At 42.2% G+C, this 23,151-nt stretch carries 18 protein-coding genes and 1 tRNA gene; 15 read left to right on the top strand and 4 right to left on the bottom strand.

Going from position 1 to position 23,151, the window contains the following annotated elements; translation table 11 throughout:
• Window positions 1-8: 8 nt before the first annotated feature.
• The 4 genes from rsfS to HXT24_RS05570 all read left to right on the top strand — a co-directional run bounded on the left by rsfS (window position 9) and on the right by HXT24_RS05570 (window position 2,467).
• Window positions 9-440 carry a ribosome silencing factor gene (gene rsfS / locus HXT24_RS05585; RefSeq protein ID WP_019261771.1) on the top strand — a complete coding sequence of 144 codons (432 nt, stop codon included), beginning with the start codon at window positions 9-11 and terminating at the stop codon, window positions 438-440.
• A gap of 9 nt (window positions 441-449) precedes the next feature.
• Window positions 450-1,271 carry a histidine phosphatase family protein gene (locus HXT24_RS05580; RefSeq protein ID WP_422119314.1) on the top strand — a complete coding sequence of 274 codons (822 nt, stop codon included), beginning with the start codon at window positions 450-452 and terminating at the stop codon, window positions 1,269-1,271.
• 168 nt (window positions 1,272-1,439) lie between these two features.
• Window positions 1,440-1,940: a LytTR family DNA-binding domain-containing protein gene (locus tag HXT24_RS05575; protein WP_422119313.1), complete on the top strand. Its 501-nt coding sequence runs from the start codon at window positions 1,440-1,442 to the stop codon at window positions 1,938-1,940.
• A gap of 77 nt (window positions 1,941-2,017) precedes the next feature.
• Entirely contained in the window at window positions 2,018-2,467 is a 450-nt protein-coding gene (locus tag HXT24_RS05570; protein ID WP_422119312.1) for a DUF3021 family protein, read from the top strand.
• 162 nt (window positions 2,468-2,629) lie between these two features.
• Here HXT24_RS05570 and HXT24_RS05565 read toward each other — a convergent pair whose 3' ends face one another.
• Entirely contained in the window at window positions 2,630-3,034 is a 405-nt protein-coding gene (locus HXT24_RS05565; protein ID WP_004132948.1) for a pyridoxamine 5'-phosphate oxidase family protein, read from the bottom strand.
• A gap of 451 nt (window positions 3,035-3,485) precedes the next feature.
• Between HXT24_RS05565 and HXT24_RS05560 the strand changes: the two genes are divergently transcribed.
• The 5 genes from HXT24_RS05560 to HXT24_RS05540 all read left to right on the top strand — a co-directional run bounded on the left by HXT24_RS05560 (window position 3,486) and on the right by HXT24_RS05540 (window position 8,313).
• Window positions 3,486-4,481 carry a DMT family transporter gene (locus tag HXT24_RS05560; RefSeq protein ID WP_422119311.1) on the top strand — a complete coding sequence of 332 codons (996 nt, stop codon included), beginning with the start codon at window positions 3,486-3,488 and terminating at the stop codon, window positions 4,479-4,481.
• Between the two features lie 77 nt (window positions 4,482-4,558).
• A complete protein-coding gene (locus HXT24_RS05555; RefSeq protein WP_422119310.1) occupies window positions 4,559-5,683 on the top strand; it encodes a hypothetical protein in 1,125 nt (374 codons plus the stop codon).
• Between the two features lie 129 nt (window positions 5,684-5,812).
• A tRNA-Ala gene (locus HXT24_RS05550) sits at window positions 5,813-5,885 on the top strand.
• 229 nt (window positions 5,886-6,114) lie between these two features.
• Entirely contained in the window at window positions 6,115-7,374 is a 1,260-nt protein-coding gene (locus tag HXT24_RS05545; protein ID WP_116692003.1) for a Na+/H+ antiporter NhaA, read from the top strand.
• Window positions 7,375-7,443: 69 nt separating this feature from the next.
• Window positions 7,444-8,313 (top strand): TIGR00730 family Rossman fold protein, encoded by an 870-nt coding sequence (locus HXT24_RS05540; protein ID WP_422119309.1) that lies wholly within the window; start codon window positions 7,444-7,446, stop codon window positions 8,311-8,313.
• A gap of 26 nt (window positions 8,314-8,339) precedes the next feature.
• Here HXT24_RS05540 and HXT24_RS05535 read toward each other — a convergent pair whose 3' ends face one another.
• On the bottom strand, window positions 8,340-9,506 hold the full coding sequence (locus HXT24_RS05535; RefSeq protein ID WP_422119308.1) for a succinate dehydrogenase/fumarate reductase iron-sulfur subunit: 1,167 nt from the start codon (window positions 9,504-9,506) through the stop codon (window positions 8,340-8,342).
• A gap of 117 nt (window positions 9,507-9,623) precedes the next feature.
• Here HXT24_RS05535 and HXT24_RS05530 point away from each other — a divergent pair, with 117 nt between their 5' ends.
• The 6 genes from HXT24_RS05530 (at window position 9,624) to era (ending at window position 15,300) form a co-directional block, all read left to right on the top strand.
• Window positions 9,624-10,421: a 16S rRNA (uracil(1498)-N(3))-methyltransferase gene (locus HXT24_RS05530; RefSeq protein ID WP_019261762.1), complete on the top strand. Its 798-nt coding sequence runs from the start codon at window positions 9,624-9,626 to the stop codon at window positions 10,419-10,421.
• Window positions 10,422-10,533: 112 nt separating this feature from the next.
• Complete coding sequence (locus HXT24_RS05525; RefSeq protein WP_004114864.1) at window positions 10,534-10,902, top strand: histidine triad nucleotide-binding protein; 369 nt, start codon at window positions 10,534-10,536, stop codon at window positions 10,900-10,902.
• Between the two features lie 3 nt (window positions 10,903-10,905).
• Window positions 10,906-12,168 (top strand): PhoH family protein, encoded by a 1,263-nt coding sequence (locus HXT24_RS05520; protein WP_422119307.1) that lies wholly within the window; start codon window positions 10,906-10,908, stop codon window positions 12,166-12,168.
• Between the two features lie 2 nt (window positions 12,169-12,170).
• Window positions 12,171-12,698 carry an rRNA maturation RNase YbeY gene (gene ybeY / locus HXT24_RS05515; RefSeq protein WP_004114866.1) on the top strand — a complete coding sequence of 176 codons (528 nt, stop codon included), beginning with the start codon at window positions 12,171-12,173 and terminating at the stop codon, window positions 12,696-12,698.
• Window positions 12,688-14,223, top strand: coding sequence for a hemolysin family protein (locus tag HXT24_RS05510; RefSeq protein ID WP_422119306.1), 1,536 nt, complete (start codon window positions 12,688-12,690; stop codon window positions 14,221-14,223). Before ybeY ends, HXT24_RS05510 begins: the two co-directional genes overlap by 11 nt.
• Before the next feature lie 9 nt (window positions 14,224-14,232).
• On the top strand, window positions 14,233-15,300 hold the full coding sequence (era, locus tag HXT24_RS05505) for a GTPase Era (RefSeq protein WP_422119305.1): 1,068 nt from the start codon (window positions 14,233-14,235) through the stop codon (window positions 15,298-15,300).
• 273 nt (window positions 15,301-15,573) lie between these two features.
• On the opposite strand, the gene HXT24_RS05500 is transcribed toward era, so the two are convergent.
• Window positions 15,574-20,487 (bottom strand): hypothetical protein, encoded by a 4,914-nt coding sequence (locus HXT24_RS05500; protein ID WP_422119304.1) that lies wholly within the window; start codon window positions 20,485-20,487, stop codon window positions 15,574-15,576.
• Between the two features lie 586 nt (window positions 20,488-21,073).
• On the bottom strand, window positions 21,074-23,140 hold the full coding sequence (locus HXT24_RS05495) for an AMP-dependent synthetase/ligase (RefSeq protein ID WP_422119303.1): 2,067 nt from the start codon (window positions 23,138-23,140) through the stop codon (window positions 21,074-21,076).
• Window positions 23,141-23,151: the final 11 nt, after the last annotated feature.

The following is a 23,151-nucleotide window of genomic DNA, read 5'->3' as shown; positions in this document are numbered from 1 at the left end:
GAGAAACAATGGCAGCTTTAGAAAGCTCTGTTAACGCGATTAGGATTGCTGCGGCTGCAGCCGATAGGTTAAAAGCCACTAATATCCAGGCTTTTGACGTTAGCAATCTGCTTGGAATTACAGACGCAATGCTGGTTGTTTCTGCATCTAACGAGCGTCAAGTCTTAGCTGTTAGCGAAGAAATCGAAAAAGACTTGTACTTAAAAGACAATAAGCGTAAAGCTTTATCTCGAGAAGGCTTAGAACTAGCACAGTGGATTTTGCTTGATTTTGGCGACTTTGTGGTTCATATTATGCACGAGGAAGCGCGCGAGTTTTATCGCCTTGAGCGCTTGTGGAATGATTGCCCTGCAATTGATTTGCAACTTCCAGAGCATGATGATGATGCGCGTGGCGATGACGATGATGCGCAAAATGGCGATCAAGAGTCTGAAAGGTAGCGCAAGATAATGGTGGATTTTGTTGAAAGCGCAACGCAAATTGCGCATAATGCAAATAAAAACAGCGCTCACGAAGGTATTGCGCGTTCTGTAATGCTTGTTCGCCATGGTCAAACGCCTTATAATGCGCAATTTAGACTTCAAGGCATGATTGATATTGCTTTAGATGAGTCTGGAATAGACCAGGTGACTCGCTCTGGCAAGGCTTTGCGCGTTCTTTTTGGAGCTTCCGACTTAGAAGACCCAAAGAATCCAAATAGCGCTGAACACGTGCGCATTACTCCAGAAGAAGCAGACGCGAGTTTTGTCGCAATTGCTTCGCCGCTTATTCGCGCTCAGCAAACTGCGCATGCTTTTGCAGATAAGATTGGTCTTAATGTTCACGTTGAAAATGGTGTGCGTGAGCGCTTTTTTGGTGAGTGGGAAGGTCTTAATCGCCAGCAAATTAGCGAAAAATGGCCTGAAGATTTTAAGTCATGGGTTGATGGCAAAGGTGGGGAACTCAACCACGGTGCAGAAACAAAGCAAGAAGTTGGCGAGCGCGCGGCGAAAGCTGTTGAGGATTGGGCGCGCAAAACTGGCTCGGATCGCGATTTGCTAGTATTTTCGCATGGTTCCTGTCTTTCGCAAACTGTTCATAAGCTTCTTGGATTAGACAAGGTAGATTCTTCTTATAAGACGATTGGCGGAATGGGAAACGGCCGTTGGGCGCGCTTAATTCCAAGCCTTAATGCGGACGGCTCGATTCATTGGCGTTTGGATGCTTACGATCAAGGCCCTGCAGCCGACCCTACGAGTCAGCGTCTTATTCGCATTTGGGGTGCTGCGTAATCTCTCCTTTACCGCTTATGTTCCAAAAGCTACCGTTTAGCAGTTTTGTAAAGACAGACTATTTACAGTGCCGTATAGTCAAAATTACAAAACAAAAAGCTAGCAAACGCTAAGAAAAGCTAGCAAAAGCTAGCAAACGCTAACGGTAGTATACGGAAGGGAGGCTTGATGAAAGTAACGATTGCTATTGTGCCGCCAGAAGAAGAGCAGCACGCTCAATTGTCAGTTCACAATATTGACGACAATCTTAAACGCATTATAGCCAATTTGCAAAGCATTGATTCTAAAAATGCAAAAGCAAGTAACGCTGAAAATAATACTGTAAATGCGGAAAATAGCAACAATAATTCATTTATATATGGTTATATTAACGATTCGATTATTGTTATGCACGAGCCAGATGTGATTATGATTTGCGTAGAAAATTCGCGCGTAATCATCCACAGTGATAAAGGCGAGTGCGTTTCTTACAAGCGCCTAATGGATTTTGACAATCCGCAATTCGCGTCGTTTGTGCGCATATCTAAATCCGCAATCGTGAACTTGAATCGCATTGTTCGAGTAGATCCAGGATTCGGCGGAAGTATGAGCGTAAAAATGGACGACGGAAGCGTTGAGTGGATTAGTCGCAGATGCTTGAGCTCGTTCAAAAAGCGCTTAGGAATGTAGTTTTAAGCGTAGTCAAATATAAAACTATCAAAAATTTTAATACTAATTTTTTAATACTTAAAAAGGAAATGATTATTATGGAAAAGCAAGTTACAACTTTAGGCAAAACAATGGCAAAAAACATTGTCAAAGGCATTGGCATAGGGTGCACTATTTTTACTGCAATCAGTTTTGTATCTAGCCTGTTAGCGCATAGCGCAGTTGGAAACAGAATTGCATCTTATGCTGTAGCAACGTTTGTTATAGGCATAGGCTATGGAGTGTTCGCTATTTTTTGGTCGAATGAGCGTATGTCAAATCTTGCAAAGTTCGTTTTTGCGCTAGTTCCACCAATTGCTATTCAATTTATTGTATCGGTGATTGTTGGGTGGATTTCATTCAAAGATGAGCCAGCTGTGATTTGCGGATGGATTGCGTTCACTGTTATTTTCCCGATTGCGATTGCTGGAATAATCTATTACTTCGAGAAGAAGAAAGCGGAAGAAATGAACGCTAGATTGCAAGCATTGCGTAAAGAAAACAAGTAAATTAGTGACAATTAAATAATCAAATAAAAATTAATCAAATAAAAATTGAGTGGTGTTCATCTTCGCCATTGAGGACGAACGCCACTCGATATTTTATGACGCCTACTATAAACGTACTAATTCGGCGTTTTGTTAGATTTTTACTAAAAATTAGTATTTTGACTAATCTTTAGCAATTGTCTTTCCAGCATTAGCTCCAGAAGTCAAATCCTGAATCTCATTAATCTCCATAACAGGAACGGCAGCAGGCTTCTTTGTGCCCTTTTCTTCGGCAACGCGAACTTGCTCATTGTAAATCGCGTCATCCGTGTGAAGCGTAACAGTTCCGCGGAAGCGATAGCCCTTCTTTTCTGCCAAATTTGCAACGGCCACAACCAACTGGCTGCCATCTTGCAAGTTCTTAAAATGCTGACCTGCAGTGCGCTCGTGGTAAGCAAGGTGATTATCGTCTAGAACAAACATTGACATCTTTGGTCCAAGATCAAGCTCGCCATCTTTGCTAATCGTTGCAATCCAAGCCAAATTGTTCTCAATAAAAGTCTTCATATCTTCACTAAGAGTTGCCATGTTGAGTCCTTTCTTCAACTGATTATTTTGCAATCGCGCAATCATATGATTATGATTCAATCACATCTAAGATTACGCGCAATCCTGCATATAAATGCTTAAAATTCGACAGGTTTTTGCAAAAACGCCTAAACTTGTGACATAAATCACCAATTGCACAAACTGCGCGAATCGACTTGCATGGGCGCTTAGACCGCGCGAACGAAGCGCTTGGATAATCTTGGAATTGCATAGCGCACTATATAAATCATGAATCGTAAATATTAAGGTAAAGTCGCAGTGTGTACAACCAATTCAGTTGTCAATTAGGAAATTTTCCGAAGGAACGCCGATAGGTTGTACTTTTCTTGTTTTTGTGGCTATTCTATAAAGTTTATAAGGCAATTTAGCTAACTTAAAGAAAAATTTAATGCTATAGACTTGTGATTTGCAAGAAATTGAGGGGAGTGACATGAGTGAAATAAATAGCGCGGTTCAACCAAGACAGAACAATCGAATTAACGTAAACTTCGCGCGAATCATGTTGCTCTTATGCGCCGCAATTTGGGGCGGAAGCTACGTCTCATCTAAATACGCTCTAGAAGTATTCCCACCTCAATGGCTTATGGGAGTTCGCATGCTTGGAGCGTGCATAATAATGGGCGCAGTCTTCTTTAAAACAATCCGCAAAAATTTTACTAAAAAGCTAATAATTCCTTCGCTTTTAACAGGTGTTACATATTACGCATCTTTAGTTACTCAAACAGAAGGATTAAGGTGGATAGACCCAGGTAGAAGTGCTTTTCTTACAGCCGCCTACTGTGTTATAGCGCCATTTTCAGCTTGGATGATTATTAGAAAAAAGCCAACGCTTTTAGGAATTATTGCAGCTCTAACATGCGTTGTAGGTGTTGGATTCGTTGCGCTAAAGCCAGGCTTGCTTGTTCTTACGCTTTCTCACGGAGATGTTTTAACTCTTATTTGCGCGGCTGTTTTTGCGTTTAACTTAACATACTTAGCGTATTACTCTAGGCAATACAATCCCGTTGCTTTAACATTCGGCCAGTTTAGTGTTTCTGGAGTTCTATTTTTGTGCGGAGCTGCAATAAGCGAGCCTCTGCCTAATTTTAATGCTGAAGATAATTGGATTACGTTTACAAACATGTTCTATCTTATAGTGATAGTAACTGTTCTTGCGCAAATTATTCAAAACTATACTCTGATTTATCTTTCAACAGCTAACGCTTCCGTGATTATGTGCACAGAATGCTTGTTTACATTGCTATTTTCTAGCATTCTATACAACGAGCGCGTAACAAGCGTTGCTTTTATTGGCTTTGCATTGATTTTTGCTGCGATTCTGCTTGCAAGTTTGGCAGAGCATATTGAGCTTATAAAAATCAAAAATAAGCAGAAAATTTCTGAAACAGAGTCTAAAGTTGCATCTGCAGCAGCATCTACAATTTAAATAGTTGTCAATTTAAATAGTTGTCAATAATTGTCAATTTGAATAGTAGTAAATAATAATTTTGTAAGGTGGTACTTGTGAAGAACTTCTTCAAAGGAATATCGTTTACGCAAGTGCTGGCTGGTTCTTTAGCAGCTGTTACAGCATTCCTTCTATCGTCAAAAATCGGTATAGCAGGATCAGTAATTGGTGTTGCAATAGGTTCGATTGTGTCTGCTGTAGCATCGCAACTTTATCAAAATGTTATTCACGCGTCTTCAAAAAAGATCCAATCTTCTTCTGCATTAAAATCAGTTTCAAGCCATTATGCAGATGATGACACTAAAGTTGTAAATAATGCGCGATTTATTGCATTAGAGGATGATATGCCAGAAGAATATGAGGTCCATGAAGCGAACGAACCTCGCAGAATAAAAACAGTTAGAAAAGTTATGGCTACTGCCTCTGGGCAAAATGCTGATAATAGCGTTGATAACACAAGCATTATGGAATTGTCTTCATTAAGAAAGATGAAAGAAGAAGATAATTCGCTTTCGGAAGGAGATTCGGATTCTCTGCTTACGCTAACCGACGCAAAGCGTAGATTAGGTAACAATAGTGATTATGACTATGCAAAGCAGAAAAAATACGTGGATGATGAGTCAAGGTACAAACGACTTACTATTTTAGTTGCTGTTCTTAGCGCCCTTGCTGCGGTGATTATTACTGCTGGCATGGTTCTATTGTTTACGCAAGGAAAAGGCACTGATAATTTAAACAATTTACCGCAGAATCCTGCGCAAAATAACAATCAGACTAATAGGGGAAATCAGACTCCTGAAAATAGTGAGAATAATCGTATTCAAAATCAGAATCAAGATTCAGGCAACTATTCCAAATCTAATGAAGACAATAAGAATGATGAGAATAGTTCGGATAAAAAACCGTCTGATAAAAAAGATGAGAATAATCATGAAGGAAACTCTTTAGATGATAAAAACTCTTCGAATAGTGGTGATTCAAAGGGTGCGGATGGATTAAACAATTCTGGATCTGACTCAAAATCTAGCGGATCTAAGGGTGATTCTTCACAAAACACAGATTCTGGATCGGCTTCGTCTCCTTCATCTCCTTCTTATTCTTCACCTAATGGTGCAGATGGTGGTACTTCTGTACAGCAGGGAGAATCTGGATCGCAACAAACATCGGGTGGTGGCGAATAATAGTTTTATGCGGCAAGAAATCCATATTTTTACAACAAAAATTGAGGAGCTTACGACACGCCGAGTTTGGTTGGTAGCAAAATCTGTTGTATTCTATCAAAGGTTCGTTTGAGCCGCACAATTAAAAACGGGGCTATGGCGCAGCTGGTAGCGCATCTCCATGGCATGGAGGGGGTCGGGGGTTCGAATCCCCCTAGCTCCACAATTTGAAACGTCACTTCTAAGCGAGGTGGCGTTTTTTGTTATATTTCGATACGTATCCTATATACTTATAAGTCCTAGGTGCATAAACTTTATCGCATAAAATTTATATGCCGTAAATTGTTAAACAAAAGTTGAAAGTAAGAAGTCGAAACTAAAAACTAAAAGTCAAAAGTCAAAAATAGAAAATAGAAAATAAAAGATAGAAAATCGGAGGGAAGATTTACATCATGCTAAGACGCTCTTGGAAAACAGTATGCAAAATAGCCAATAATGAGCGTACATCTGGGTTAATTATGCTCGGATTTGCTTTAGCTGGATTAATGCTTGCAAATTTGCCATTTACGTCTCCGATTTTTGAAGCTGTTTCTCACACGCAAATCGGAATTCCGTACACCAATATTCACATGTCGATTAGCCACTGGGTTCAAGACGGCGTGCTAACTATTTTCTTTCTTACAGTTGGTTTAGACTTAAAACACGAGCTTATTGCAGGATCGCTTAGAGACCCTCGCGCGGCAGCAATGCCAATGATTTGCGCGGTTGGAGGTATGGTTGTTCCTCCTATTCTTTTTGCGGGAACTGTTACAATATTCTCGGAGTTGCACGCTGGTCAAGAGATTATGCGACTTACTTCTGGAGCGCTTCCGTCTTTAGACATGGTTCGCGCTGGCTGGGCTATTCCTACGGCAACAGATATAGCATTCTCGCTGGCTGTTCTTGCGCTTTTTGCTAAAACGCTTCCTAAAGCATTGCGCGCATTTTTAATGACTCTGGCTACAGTAGACGATCTTCTTGGAATCGCATTAATCGCATTGTTCTTCTCTTCGCTTAACGCATGGTATTGGTTTGTAGGCGTTGTTTTATGCGGATTAGTGTGGACTATGCTTGTGCGATTAAAGCGCGTTCCATGGCCTGTTGTGGCTCTTGTTGGCTTGCTTGCGTGGGTTATGATGTATCAAGCTGGCGTTCACCCAACTCTTGCAGGCGTAATGGTTGGTTTGCTAACTCCTGCGCATCTTGTTCACGGCGAAAAGTCGCTTAGAGCCGAAAGGTATCGCCAGAAAATTCAGCCTTTGTCTTCTTTGTTTGCGCTGCCAGTTTTTGCGCTTTTTGCAACTGGAGTTCATTTTGAAACATTGACTTGGCAGCTGTTCTTGTCTCCAATACTAATTGCGATTACGATTGCGCTAGTTGTTGGAAAGCCACTTGGAATTATGATTACTGCTTGGTTTGCTAAGAAAGTTATTGGCTTGCGCGTTCCAGACGATTTGCGTGTTCGCGACCTTTTGCCTACAGCATGCGCGTGCGGAATTGGTTTTACTGTGTCTTTGTTAATCGCTTCTCTTGCGTACAGCGATGCGGATCTTTCGGGCGAAGCGCGATTCGGCGTGCTAGTAGCGTCTATTATTGCGGCTGCTGTTTCTGGATTCTTGCTTGCAAAGCAATCGAATCATATGGAAGAAGAATTAGACGATATTGAAGAGTGACTTTAATGCGTTTATTTAACGCGATTACAAGACGACTAGAAAGTGACTAGAAAGTTCTAAAGGTGACTTATGGTTTCTAAGAATAATTTAGATAATTTAGGTAATTTAGATAGTTTAGATAATTCTGGTAAATCTGATAATCCAGATAATTCTTGCGACTTGCGCGCGCAAAGCGAACAGAATTCACCTTGGAAAGACACTTATTACAGCGGCGCCGTAATGATGCGCGGTCCAATGATTCCTAAGGAAAGCACAACTGAAACGCTATTGCAACACGATTTGCCTAACGGCGATTTGCAAGATAATCATGCGTGGCAAGGACTTGACCCTTGGCGAGTTCTTAGAATACAAGCCGAATTTATTGATGGCTTCGACGCTTTGGCAAAACTTGGATTAGCTGTTAGCGTTTTTGGCTCTGCACGAATAAAGCCAGATGCGCCAGAATACAGTAGCGCTCGCATAATGGGCAAAGAGCTTGTAAAACGCGGTTTTGCTGTGATTACGGGCGGCGGGCCTGGAATTATGGAAGCGGCAAATCGCGGAGCGGCAGAAGCCGGAGGAACAAGCGTGGGGCTAGGAATCGAATTGCCTCACGAGCAGGGCCTAAATCAGTGGGTGAATCTTGGAATGCAATTTCGTTACTTTTTTGTTCGCAAAACAATGTTCCTAAAATATTCTTCGGGAATTATTGTGTGCCCAGGCGGTTTTGGCACAATGGACGAGCTTTTTGAGTCGCTTACGCTTGTTCAAACGCATAAGGTTTCTAAAATTCCTGTTGTTCTTTTCGGCAGCGAATATTGGAAAGGCCTTATGAATTGGATTGAAACTACAGTTAAAGAAAGAGGACTTATATCGTCTTTTGACCCTAGTTTGCTTGCGATTACAGACGACCCTCTAGAAGCTGTGCGAATTGCAACTGGAGACAAGTTTATTAATTAGTTTTGGCTAGTTTTGGCTAGTTTTGGCTAGTTTTCCTTCATTTTTCGCTCATTTATAAGCGTTGTAAGTTGCCAAATTTCTTCTCCAACGTCGATTCCGCGTGGGCATTGCCTAGAGCACGCGCGCACGGATTGGCACGCGCCTATGCCGTCGCTAGAATCCGCCAAGTCTAATCTTCGATCAGTGGCGTTATCTCTAGAATCATTAATAAATCGCGCAGCATTTACAAGTGCTGCAGGTCCAATAAACGCTTCTCCGCCTGCATAGACTGGGCAAATTCCTTCACACACGCCGCACATTATGCAATTGCTTAAAAGCTCAAACTTTGCAAGCTGCTCTGGGTGCTGCAAAAACTCAATAATCGCAAGCTTTCCGCTGCTGTTTCTTGTTTGAACATTTTGCGTTTGCAAATATGGCTCAAGTCTTTTAAGCTGTGCAATCATTGGGGAAAGGTCGCAAATAAGGTCTCTTTGAACAGCAAAGCCTGAAAGTGGCGCAATCTCAATAATGCCAAAGCTTCCATTTTGGATTAAAGAAAGAGTTTCTTTAGATTGTGACTGCAGATTGTGATTTTCATCGGCTGTTGGTGTTGTAGTTAGTGTTGCGGTTGCTTGCGACTTTACGCTACCAGTTTTTCTAAAACCGCTTGATCTAACACCTTGAGTTTGTGTATTTTGCCTAGCGTTTTGAGCGATTGTAGCTGTGCAAAGTAAAGTAGGCATGCCGTTTACGTTTGCAGCATCCGATCCGCAAACGCCGTGACCGCAAGAGTATCTAAATGCCAAAGTGGGGTCTATTGTGCGCTTAATTTTAAGCAAGCAGTCTAAAATTGTGTCATTTTTGCGCGCACGAATCGTATAATCTTGAATCCAATGTTTTCCGCTTAATGGTTTAGCTGGTAAATCGCCAGAATTTTGCGTTGAAAATGGGCTACTTTTGCGCTTTTTTGCAAAAGGGCTTTCTCGGTGCCTTCTAACTAAACCAGGGGAGTTAGTGGAGGCGATTGGTGCTGGGTTGGTGGCTGAATCGGTGCTTGAATCGCCAGCAACCGCGGAGTCGCCAGCAACCAACGAATCGCAAGAACCGTCATTTGGCGTAAAACGAGATACGCGAAAAGTCACAAAAGCTTCATCGCTTGTAGTGCAATCTTGATTATTAGAATGCGCAAAGTTGCGTCTAAAATCGTCAACCATTTGCGCATACCTCCAATTCGTATAATTCTAGTTTGCCATAATACTTGCACAGAAATACTTGAGTAGAAATACTTAAGTAGCAAAGATGTTGGCTGCGCCTAACGTTAGGCTTAAATTATGACAGATGCTTTGTTTTTGCTGGATACGAATAAAGACGATGCGCCCGTTCTTGCAAATGGGATTGAAGAGGGCTGGACTCTTAGCTTGCCTCAACACGTTAAAAGGCACGCAATAAGCGCAATGCGACTTTCGGATGGCGATTCGCTAGACCTTTCGGACGGCAAAGGAGTGCGAATTCACGCAACGATTACAGACAGCGAAAACGGCTTAGTTACAGTAGATTCGTTCATAAAAGAGCCAGCGCCAACAACCAGATTAGCGCTTATTCAGGCTCTCGCAAAAACGGGTCACGACGAGCAAGCAATAGACATGGCTACGCAAATCGGAGTAGACGAAGTAATTCCTTGGTGCGCAAATAGGTCGATTTCAAAATGGAAGCCAGGGCGCACAGATAAGCGATGGAATCAGGTGCTTGAGGCTGCAACGGAGCAATCTCGCAGAGCGTGGATTCCACAGCTTTTAGAGCCAGTTACAAGTAAGCAGATTCTAGCGATTTGTAGGCGTGCATGCGTTTATGGAAGTCTTGTAGTTGTTTTGCATCAAGACGCAACGGATTCTTTTAGTCAAATCGAAAACTACGTAAACGACTTAACGGAAAAATGCTTAAAAGATGGAAAAACGCGCACTGTTTATGTAGTTGTGGGGCCAGAAGGTGGAATTAGCGAAGAAGAAGTGCAAAGTTTTATAGACGCTGGAGCTAAAAGTTGCGTTTTAGGAAGCAATATTTTACGCGCATCTACAGCAGGGCCAGTATGTTTATCGTTGCTTTCTAGAGCACTTGGCAGGTATGAGTAGTAAGCAATCTTTGCAAGCTTTGTGCGTGTTTTGTGTAAAATAGTAAATGGTGTTCGGCAATAAGAATTGCAACAAGAATTGCAATAAGAATTATTGAAAAGTGGGCAAAATAATGGATAAAGCATGCAAAACATACAAAACTGACGACGATTGCATTTTTTGCAAGATAATTGATGGGCAAATCCCAAGCAGCAAAGTGTATGAAGACGATGAAGTAGTGGCTTTTAAAGACATTAATCCGCAAGCCAAGGTGCATGTTTTGATTGTTCCGCGCAATCATTACAAGAATGTTGCAGATCTTGCTCAAAATGATTCTGATGTTTTGGCTCATATTGCATGCGTTGCGCAAAAAATTGCAAACGACTTTTATAATGGCGATTATCGCCTTGTTTTCAACACTGGTTTGGGAGCTGGTCAAACCGTGTTCCATGTTCACGCTCATGTTTTAACAGGCGAAAAACTTGAAGAAGGTAGTTTATAAATCGTGGCAAATAGTACAACGCGTATTGTTCAAATTCCAAGCGAATTAAGCCCAGTTGCTGTTTTGGGAGCAGCAGATTCAAACTTAAGAGAGTTGGAGAAGGCTTTTCCAAGCATAGATATTTCCGTTCACGCGGATTGTGTGAAAATCGTATCTAGAAGCGCAAGAAGTGAAGAAGACGCTTGCAAAGCCGAACACGCGTTGCGCAAAATAGTTGATTGCGCTTACGAAGCTCCTGTTGATTCTTATGCTGTAAAACGCATGCTAGAAAGAGATGTGCTTAAAGGTATCGAGCATAATGTGCGAATCGATAGAATTGGGCACAATGGCGGAGTTTTAGGAGGAGCGTTTAGCGGATTAAAGTCTTTTGGTACTGGAGCTGAATCTGGCTTTGGAACTGGCGCAATGGAAAGCGATTTTGCGCGCGGTTCTGCCGATTTAATGCCATCTAGTGAAGATGCTAAAAGGCGCGCAATGAGCAGAAAAGCGCGAATGGCTAAAGGTGTTATAACGTTTGCAGGAGGAAATCCTGTTCGCGCAAAAACAGCGGGTCAAACAGCTTATGTGCAAGCAATGGAATCAAATACTGTAACGTTTGGAATTGGGCCTGCTGGTACAGGAAAAACGTATTTAGCGGTTGCTAAGGCGGTTAGAGCTTTAGAAGATGGGCGAGTGCGAAGAATAGTGTTGACGCGCCCTGCTGTAGAAGCTGGGGAAAATCTTGGATTCTTGCCTGGAACGCTAAACGACAAAGTGGATCCATATTTAAGACCGCTTTACGACGCGCTTTCCGACATGTTGGGAGCGCCGCAACTTAAGCGATACATGGACGAGAACGTTGTGGAAGTGGCTCCGCTTGCATACATGAGAGGTCGCACGCTTAATGACGCTTTTGTTATTTTAGACGAAGCGCAAAATGCTACTGTTCAGCAGCTTAAGATGTTTTTGACGCGTCTTGGATTTAACACCACAATGGTGATTACAGGAGATAGAACGCAAGTTGATTTAGCGGTTCCAAAATCTGGATTAGCTTCGATTGAGAACGTGCTGAAAGACGTTAAAAGCATTGCGTTTGTTCACTTAAATGCGCAAGACGTTGTTAGAGCTGAGCTTGTTGGGCGAATCGTAGAAGCGTACGAAGCGTGGGAAAATCGCGAGGCTGATTTTAGGCGCGAGAAGGCTAGAAATAGGAAAAGTCTTGAATCGCCAGCAACCGAAGAATCGCAAAGTCTTGAATCGCAAAATCTTGAGAGGAATATCAAGTAATCATGAGTGTTGAAGTGATGAACGAAACCGTTTGGCAAATCGACCCAAAAATATTCTCCGACCTTGGAATGTGGGTTTTGCAACAAATGCGAGTAAGCGTTCAATCCGATTTGTCAATTACTTTTGTGGACCCAGAGCCAATCGCTAGTCTTCACGAAAAGTGGATGGACTTAGAAGGTCCTACAGACGTTATGAGCTTTCCAATGGACGAGTTGACTCCTGGAAGCGACGACAAAGTGAGTGAAGGAATGCTTGGAGACCTTGTGATTTGCCCGTGGGTGGCGGCTCAACAGGCAGCAGCGGCAGGGCATAGCACAATGGAAGAGATGCTATTGCTCACGATTCACGGAATGTTGCATTTGCTTGGATACGATCACACTACGCCTCAAGAAGAAAAGCAAATGTTTGGCTTGCAAAGGCAGCTTTTGCTAACGTTCTTTGCGGCTAGATCTGGCGAGCTTTACGACGCCACTTTGCCAGCTGGTGCCGTAAATGAGCTGGAAGAATACGAGAAAAATCATGCTAAATAACATTACAATTCCGCCGATTCCCGATTTACCTGCACATATGTGGGCTTGCTTGTGTGCAATTGCAATAGTCGCAGTTTTGCTTGTGTGGCTTTCGCTTGCAATGGCGGCGGCGGAAGGTGCTGTGCCAAGAGTCACAAGGTCTAGTCTTAATAATCTTATGATTGAAGAGCAAACGAACGATAACGAAAGTCAAATCGTTCGCTTGAGGAAGCTTGCTAGAATTCGCAGAGCAAAAAAGCTTATAGCAGATAGGTATGCTACGAGCGGAGCGTGCGCGTTTGTGCGAATCGTGTGTAACGTGTTGGACGGCGTGGCTTTTTCTGCAATCACGGCGACTCTTGGTGCGCCTCTTTGGTTAACGCTATTAATCGGGCTAATAGTTGCAATGATTGTTGCAATTGTTTCTGTTCTTGTGCGGCCAAGAGCAGTGGGAGCGGCTCAGCCAGTTTTTAAGCTGATGCGCTTATCTAGAATAATTTCGATTGCTGTTTTTATGAATCCTTTTGCAAAAATCGCAAGCCGTGGAGATTCGCAAAATCAAAGCCAAAATCATAAGAAAAATGCTGCTCTTTCCGACGACGAAGAGTTGGAGAATATTCAATTAGACCAAGCTAAAGCGAGTATCGATAGGCTTGTGGAAGCAAACGATTTTGACCCAGAAGTTTCAGAGATGATGCGCAACGTGCTTACGCTTTCCGACACGTTAACGCGCGAAATCATGGTTCCGCGAACCGATATGATTTGCGTTAAAAACGACGAAACGCTGGAAAATTTCCTAAAATTGTGCTCAAGATCTGGATTTTCTCGCGTGCCTATAATTGGCGAGTCGGTTGACGATTTGGAAGGAATCGCGTATTTAAAGGATGCTGTGCGCGCAACCGTGTTTAATCCAGCAGCATCTGAGCGCGCGGTTTCTACGATTAGTCGAAGCCCAATGCTTGTACCAGAGTCCAAGCCAGTGGATGATTTGTTCCACGAAATGCAGCGAATCCGCCAGCATGTTGCCGTTGTTGTAGACGAATATGGCGGAATTGCAGGGCTTGTAACGATTGAAGACGCGATTGAGCAAATTGTTGGAGAGCTAGAAGACGAGCACGACCGCACTCAGCGCGCGGATCCGCAAGAGGTGAGTAAGGGTGTGTGGAAAATGCCTGCGCGCACGCCGATTGCCGATTTGGAAGATATTTTTGAAGTGCATATAGACGAAGACGATGTAGACACTGTGTTTGGGTTGCTTACCAAGTTGCTTGGAAACGTGCCGATTGTTGGGTCGAGTGCTGTGACTCGCGGTCTTAAGCTAACCGCGGTTGATTCTGCTGGGCGGCGCAAGAAAGTCTCCACGATTCTTGTTGAGCGAGATATTCAAGGTCTTAAAGATATTCAAGGACTTAAAGAAGAAGACGATGGTGATGGAAAGAGCGGCGGAAAGAGTGACAGCAAGGCTGATGCCAAGAATAATGGCAAGAATGGCGATAAAGATAGTGGTAAAGATAGTGAATCATCGCAAGCTGATGGCGATAAATAGTGTTTAATTATGAATGATATGAAAGATGTTAATGATATGAGTGACGATATGGAAGATATGGACGACGATATGAATGACGAAATGTTTGCTAATTTAGATCCTTCTCTAAAAGCGAGCGTAGAAGTGCCTGATTTTAACGGCTATAAATCGGGATTTGTTGCTGTAGTAGGCAGACCAAACGTTGGAAAATCAACGCTTATGAACGCGCTAATCGGAACGCAAATCGCAATCGCGTCTTCTCGCCCAGAAACAACGCGCAAGGCGATTCGCGGAATCTTAACAACTCCAGACGCGCAAATGGTGTTAGTTGATACGCCAGGAATCCACAGGCCTCGCACTTTGCTAGGCCAGCGTTTGAACGATATTGTAGACGAGTCGCTTGCGGATGTGGATGCTATTGCTTTCTTGCTTCCAGCAGATCAAGAGATTGGGCCTGGAGATAGAAGAATCTTAAGCCGACTTCGCTCCGATTTTGCTAAAAAAGACGCGTCTGGAAACTGGGTGTGGAAGGTTCCGCTTATTGGAATCGTCACTAAAATTGATACGCTAAGCCGCGATGAGTTGGTGTCTCATTTGATTGAGATTCAACAGTTTGCCGATTTTACGGATATTGTGCCAGTTAGCGCTTTGGAACGCGACAATGTTGACGAAGTTAAGAAGGTTTTGATTGACAATCTTCCAGAAGGTCCGAAGATGTATCCAGACGATCAGCTTAGCGAGGAGAGTCCTTCTAGCATGATTGCGGAGTTGATTCGCGGGGCTTTTCTTGAGGAGCTTGACGACGAGTTGCCACATTCGCTTGCGGTTGTTGTAGATAGCATTGTGCGCCCAGGAGATGAGGACTATGCACAATATGACGATAATAAAGCGCATGTGATTGTGTCGGTGTATGTTGAGCGCGATTCGCAAAAGCCGATTATTATTGGGCGCGGTGCGGAGCATCTTGTGCGCGTTAAGAAGCGTTTGCGCACTGCGGTGAATCGTATTACAGGCGCTAAAGCTGTGCTCGATTTGCACGTAAAGGTTGCAAAGGGGTGGCAGAGCGACCCTAAGAAGCTTGAGCGCTTGGGGTTCTAGCGAATCGACTTGCATGGGCGCTTAGACTGCGCGAACGACATTCTCTGTTTGCTGTTGCGCGATGGCTGGATTCGTTATATATGTCTCGGAGGTACGACATTTGTAACGCTTTTTGGCTGATTTTCGTTACATTTGTCTCGCGCATGAGGCATTTGTAACGCATGAGCATGGTGTAGATACGAAACGTGGGAGTGTGGGTTGATACAAAAAACCGCGGCAGACGAGTCAGTTATAAGACCAGTCAACCGCGGTTTTTGTTTTATTTAGTTTTGATTATGGACGACGATGGCGAGCGAAGTAAGTGCCGCCTCCGATTGCTGCGATTCCTGCAACAACAGCCGCTAGAGCTGCAACAACCTTAAACGTAGTGCTGTTGGACGCGCTTTGCGCGCCGTCTTGTGCGCCGCCAGAAGCTTGAGCGTTCTTAGACTCATCCTTAGATTCGCTATTGGAATCATTCTTGGATTCGCTCTTAGACTTGCTCTTTGCAGAATCCTTTGCATCGTTCTTTGCAGAATCCTTAGCAGCATCTTGTGCTTTAGTAAGATCTTTAGCAAGATCCTTGACTGCAGCTTTAGCGCCACTTGCAAGAGCAGCTGCTATGTGGTTAGCGCTGCTTGCGCTAAGAGTGTTAGCGTGCGCTGCGCCTGCAACATTATTTGCTGCAACGCCATTAGCATTTTGAGCGTTTTGAGCGTTTGCACCGTTAGCTCCGTTTGCACTCTGCGATTGTGCAGCTGGAATAGCAGCGTGGAATCCGAGTTGCTTGCTGCCAAATAAGTTGTTTGCGTATCCTGCAAGATACTGGTTGTAGTAGTTTTCGAAGGATTCGCTAGAACTCGTACTATTGCTCGTAGTGTTGTTAGTGCTGTTGCTAGTGTCATTCTGCGTTGAGCTAGTTGAACCAGTATTTTGATTAGCGTTGTCTGATTCAGTGTTTTGCTCTTGTAATCCAGTGCCAGTGTTGGTATTAGAACCACCTTCATTATGGTGTTCTGGTACTACTGGTGGTTCTGGCTTTGGAACTGGTGGTACTACTGGTGGTTCTGGCTTTGGAACTGGTGGTACTACTGGTGGTTCTGGCTTTGGAACTGGTGGTACTACTGGTGGTTCTGGCTTTGGAACTGGTGGTACTACTGGTGGTTCTGGCTTTGGAACTGGTGGTACTACTGGTGGTTCTGGCTTTGGAACTGGTGGTACTACTGGTGGTTCTGGCTTTGGAACTGGTGGTACTACTGGTGGTTCTGGCTTTGGAACTGGTGGTACTACTGGTGGTTCTGGCTTTGGAACTGGTGGTACTACTGGTGGTTCTGGCTTTGGAACTGGTGGTACTACTGGTGGTTCTGGCTTTGGAACTGGTGGTACTACTGGTGGTTCTGGCTTTGGAACTGGTGGTACTACTGGTGGTTCTGGCTTTGGAACTGGTGGTACTACTGGTGGTTCTGGCTTTGGAACTGGTGGTACTACTGGTGGTTCTGGCTTTGGAACTGGTGGTACTACTGGTGGTTCTGGCTTTGGAACTGGTGGTACTACTGGTGGTTCTGGCTTTGGAACTGGTGGTACTACTGGTGGTTCTGGCTTTGGAACTGGTGGTACTACTGGTGGTTCTGGCTTTGGAACTGGTGGTACTACTGGTGGTTCTGGCTTTGGAACTGGTGCATAAGTGCTTAGACTATTGCTCATGCTATTTAATTTGACAAGATTTTCATTTAATGTATCTGCACTACTATTCAGCGTAGGTGTAATATCATTTAATGATTCATATCCTTGCATAGCTGCATAAGTAGCTATTTTGGTTTTCAGAACAATAATCTTCTGGTTTATTATATTAATCTTAGTTTTTGTGTTACTGAGTTTTGTTTGTGTTTCTCCTGCTTTCTTTTTTACAGCATCAAATATTTTCTTCTTTTCTGCAACTATTTTATTATCATTTTCTACACGTTTGTTTGCAAGTTTCAAAGATTTTATTGCATTATCCACAGTTTTACTTGCTTCACGAAGTTTTGCGTCAAGTTCACTTTTTTCACGCACTAACTTGTTAAGCTTTTTTTGTACGGCAGCGACTGAAGCTTCAGCTGAGGTTGCTGCCGTTGATTTATTTTCAAATTTTGAGATCGCTCTACTGAGTTTTGTTTGTGTTTCTTCTGCTTTATTTTTTGCAGCCTTAAGTATTTTGCGTTTATTTTGTACTATTTTTCTCGCATTGTCTATATTCTTTTCACTATTAGAAAGTCTTTCCCTAATTTTAGAAAGTTTATTTGTAAGTGAAGCGATTTTCAGACCTACAGATTTCAATTCTTCGTTTTTTGAAGAGGCATAATTTTGTTTTTCTTGTGCAATTTTAGCAGCAGCATCTGCAGATTTAGTTAACGAACTAGTTTTTGAATTTAAATCACTTAGTTTATTAGTGAGCTGTTGAATCTTTTCAGCTTTTTCTTCATTATATTTTTTAAGATCAGCTTTTGCTTTTTTTAATGTTTTATTGGTTTCCTCATATTCTTTACTTAACTTTTCGAATTCTGATTTAACAGTTTTTGCATTTTCAACAGCGAGATTATAGTTAGCTTCAGAAGCTGCTTTTTCATTGTCAACTCTTGTAAAGGTATCCTTCAGAAGCTTCACTTTTTCGTATTCTTTTTTAGCTGCATTTCTTGATTTTATAGCAGAATTCAACTGTTGTTGTTTTTGACTTAGGATAGATTTAGCATATTTAATATCCTCATCTACTGTTTTTAAAATTTCTTTATCTCTTAAATAATCATTAACTTTTTCAGGAATATTTTTCCATTTTTCAATGTTTTTCTCGTAAAGTTCTACATATTCTGTTCCTAGTTTTTTATTATTTTCATTCCGCTTAAGTTCTTTATCTGCAGCATTTACAGCGGATTGCTTTAATGAAACTTCTTGATCTTGTAAACCTGTTTTTTCATTGTCATCAGCAGGAAGATTTAAATCATATTGTACTTTGCGAAGATTGTACCTAGCTTCAAACAAATCCATATTTGCTTTATTAGCTAGACCATTAAGTTTTTGTAGTCGGTCAATAACACCTTTTTTCGTATCCTGTTTTTTAACAGTATTAACGTAACCATTTAGAAGATCCTTGTACTCATTAACCGTAATTCCAGTATCACGATCCCCATGCCAAACAGCTACATCTTCAGTTGGCCATGTTGGATAAGGTATATAAATATCTCCTTCAGAGAATCCACTACTTTTAATATTGCTTTGAGCAAAACTCAAATAATGCCCCGTGGCTTCAGTGAATAGGTATGTAAGATGCTCGTTTATATTAGCTTCTTCAAATAATTGCAGTTTATGTTTACGCAAATACGATAATATATCATAACGGTGTTCTTCAAGAATAGTTTTTGCAGCAGGAGTTAATCTATGCTCAATTGGTTTCTTGTTAGAATATGTTAAGAAAATGCCTTCGCTAATAGCTTTATCATAACGATGTTTTTCTACTGTGTACCATGCGTTTAGAGCGCTAATCGTTACGCCTGGGTGTATAGAACAGTGCGTCATTCCATTTTCATCTATATTGCATTCGTCATCTTTAATTTTATAACGGTCTTCACTGTCCCCATCGTAATCACCCCAAGCTAAATTCTCATTAGCCTTATACGGATTTGTATTCATTATTTCTGAATTTTTATAAATTTTTCGTAATCCAGCATGTTCACCATAGAGTGCGGCAGAGTAGAAGGAATGCACAATTGATTCAGCTATCAATCTAAGCTTTACCCCAGTTGCTGATAGAGTTGGAGAATCTTCATTTCGCAGTTTATTCAGCAAATCATAATATGTGGCAGCTTCCTTCATGTTTTCTAAGGAATCTGCGCTGCCGATTCGACCTAAACCTTTAGCTACAACGTCTTTATACCATGTTGGTGATTGAACATCATATGCGGCAAAATATCTTCCATCGCTTAGTACTCTCTTGGGAACAGTGTATTTCTCACCTTTAAGAATGCTTTGTGCGTATTCAGCGTCTTTAATGAGTGCATCATTTTTATTCTCGCCCTTTCTGTTCTCAATATCGATAACATATTGCAGGAATTTATAAAAATCAGATCGTTTTGATATTTCTGCTTTAGCATCATAAGTACTATCAGCAGCGTTGTATGCGTCGTTTGCTTTCTTTGCGTTGATTTTAGCTTTTTCTAATTCTTCTTCTGCTTTGATAAGTCGACTACAATACCCATTATTATCACAATTCAGTTTTGCAGTATTAAATTCTTCAGTTTTTGAAGCTAATATTGACTTTTGCTGGGAAACGTATGCATTTTTTGAATCTAAATCTGATTTTGTATTATTTAAATTAACTGTAGTTTCATTAATCTTTTTTTGTAATTCTTTAATTTTTTCATCATCTATATTTGATGTACTATTTTTAATATTATTTATTTCATTTTGTATGTTAATCTTTTCTTGCTTATTCTTTTTCAGTGCCTCATTTGCTAAAGATTTTGCTTTTTCTGCACCATTAGCGGCTTCGACTGATTGATTATATTCTGCCTGTAATGTTTTCTGACTATTTTTTGCAGAACTTAATTCATTCTCTACATTAGATTCATTCTGTTTTTCTTCGTTGTGCGAGGAAGTGTAAGTGTCAAAATCAGATTGTGCTTTATTTAGCTCAGACTGATTTTCTCTTACATTACTGTTTGCTTCGCTATTCTCTTTTTCTGCTTTTTGTTTTTCTTCTTCAGCTTTATTCTTTTCTTCTTCAGCTTTATTCTTTTTTTCCTCAACTCTTGATAATTCTATATTGGTATTGTCTATATTATTTTGATTTTCGCGTGATTCTTCTTCAGTTTTTACTTCTAGCTCTTTTGCAGTTTTTAAATCCGTTTCACATTGTATTTTATTTTGTTTTGCGTTATCTGCCTCCGTATTCGCTTCATTGTTCTCTTTTTCTGCTTTCTTTGCTTCAGAGTCAACTCCATTTGCCTCATTGGCAGCTGTATTAGCTTCATTGCTAATAGAATCTGCTTCATTAATAATTTCTGTGGCGTCTTTTTTGATTTTTTCTACTTCAGATTGTGATTCATTGGTGATAGATGTAATAGGAGTATTAGTTGCAGTTGTAGAAGTAGTTGCAGCATTTGCCACATTTGCCATGCCGAATAATGCAAGAGAACTTGCGCCTAAAGATATTGCTGCGGCAAGCTTAGCGTTCATAACTATCTTCTCCTCTATCTAGTGATTTAAAAATCGTAGACTCTGTTGATTAAACAAGATTTTGTGCGAGAATCGCATTTTTTGTTCGCTTACATTGCGATCCTTTTAAACCTTGCTTCTGAGAGGATAGTATACATCTCTTGGGGGGGGGGTATCAAGTTTTCAATGCGATTTTATCAAATACCTATGGATTAAATTTGCGCGAGCGACATTCTCTGTTTACTGTTGCGCGAGGGCTGGATTCGTTATATATGTCTCGGAGGTGCGACATTTGTAACGTTTTTTGCCCTAATTTCGTTAGATTTGCATCATTGATGAGACATTTATAACGCTTTTTGGCTGATTTTCGTTATATTTGTCTCGTGAGTGAGACATTTGTAACGTTTTTTGGCTGATTTTCGTTACATTTGTCTCGCGCATGAGGCATTTGTAACGCATGAGCATGGGGTAGATGCAAAAAGCATGGGTGTGGGGGATAGATACGAAACGCTGAATCGTGTGTAGATACGAAAAACCGCGGAAGACGAGTCAGTTATAAGACCAGTCAACCGCGGTTTTGGGCGATTTGCGAGTTACGCTTTAAGCGCTATTTCTTGCGAATCGTGTACATTTGCGCGTTGAGCAATGCAGAATACTTCTTAATGACGCGCGGGCGAATAATCTTCATAGAAGCAGTCATTAAGCCGTTTTCTTGAGTAAACTCTTCTGGCAGAATAATGAACTTTCGCACAGATTCCGCGCGCGATACGCCCTCGTTTGCAATATCCACAAACTTTTGGACTTCCGCACGCACAACCGCGTTATTTACGGCGTCTTCCATGCTCATAGTCTCGTCCAAACCCTTGGTTTTAAGCCAATTGCGTAAAATCTCCTCGTCTAAAGTCACAAGAGCAGATATAAATGGCCTCTTATCTCCAAGAACAAGAGCTTGAGACACAAGCTCGCAACGCTTAATCACTTCTTCAATAGGACCAGGAGCCACATTCTTGCCGCCAGCAGTAATGATCAAGTCCTTCTTGCGACCAGTAATGTAAAGCATGCCATCGTCGTCAATTCTGCCCAAATCGCCAGTAGCATACCATCCGTCTTCTGTAAACGAAGTTTCGGTCGCCTCTTCGTTCTTGTGATACTTCTTAAACACGCAAGTGCCTTTAATTTGCACTTCGCCATCTTTAGCAATTCGCAAAGTGAAAGCTGGGAAAGCAATGCCAACGGAACCTTCACGGAATGGAACGCCAATAGGAGTAAACGCGCACGGTGCAGTGGTTTCTGTAAGACCATAACCCTCGTAAACTGGCACGCCTGCGCCGCGGAAGAACGCTAGCAGCTCTGGATCCAGTGGTGCACCGCCAGCAACAATCCAGCGCGCACGCCCACCAAGCGCTTGGCGAATTGGGCGGTAAACGAGTGGGTCGTAAGCAGCGCGGCGAGCCTTTGTTAGCGCTTTAGCATCTCCAGAATCCTGTACTTCCTTCATATATTGCTGAGCTGTAACAACAGCACCCTGGAAAGCAAGTCCCTTAGCACCATGACCCGCCTTTTGCGAAGCCGCATTATACACTTTTTCGAGCACACGCGGAACAACAATCATAACAGTTGGCTTTGCAACTTGAAGGTCAGATATAAGCGTTGTAATGCCTTGCGCAATGTAGATTCTAAGCGTGCTAGCAACAACAATATAGTTGATTGCGCGCGCAAAAGAATGGGCTTGAGGCAAGAACAACAGCACAGAACCGTTAGGCTCGCTAAGCAAGTCCGGCAAATAAGTTGGCAAGTTTAACGCTGTTGTGCAGTAATGCTCATGCGTCATTTCCACGCCTTTTGGCGCAGCCGTAGAGCCAGAAGTGTACACAATAGAGCACAAGTCGGTTTTTTTAACCGAGTCAATGCGCTCGTCTAGTTCTTCGTCGCTAACGGAGTATTCAAAGGCTTGTAGTTCCGCCAATCCGCCTGTTTCTATGCAAATAATGCGCTCAAGGCTTGGGCATTCTTCAATAGCTCCGTCTGCCTTGTCTTTCATTTCAGTTGTGCCAACAATCAAAAAGCGTGAGTCGGAGTTGTTTACAATGTTGCGAATTTGCTCGGCAGAATCCGTGTCGTAAATTGTAGCCAGCACGCCTCCGCAAGCCATAACTGCAGCGTCAACAACATCCCACTCATACGAGGTTTTGCACATTAGTGCAACAGCATCGCCTTTGCGCAATCCATAGTGAATCAAGCCTTTTGCGGCTTGTCTAACTTCTGTAAGGAACTGGTTGGCTGTTTTTGTAACCCATTCATCGTTTTCTTTGTATGTGTAAAGCGGATCATCTCCCATTCTGGCTGCCCTGTCTGCATACAAGTCGTAGATGCTTGTGCCTTCGTCTAATGGCGGATTTCCGTCCGTTTTTGTGGTTAGCAAGCCAGTTTGTGGGTCTAGGAAAGTGGTGGTTTGTAGTTGGGAACCCCATTCGTCTACTCGTGGAAGATGCTGATTTTGCTGAAGCAGATTATTCTGTTTATTCTGTGATCCGTCTTGCTGATCTTGTGGAATAGAATAGTCTGGTTCTCCTGCGATGTCGTCGCTTACTGGGTGCGCGAAGTTGCTGCCAATTTGCAAAGCCTTGCGAGCAAGATTGAAAGCTTGCTGCTGGAGTGTATTTAGGACGGACACATCTGCTCCTT

The sequence above is a fragment of the Gardnerella sp. DNF00354 genome (assembly GCF_049262755.1).
GTDB classification, from domain to species: domain Bacteria; phylum Actinomycetota; class Actinomycetes; order Actinomycetales; family Bifidobacteriaceae; genus Bifidobacterium; species Bifidobacterium vaginale.
This window is presented reverse-complemented; position numbering and strand designations above follow the sequence as displayed.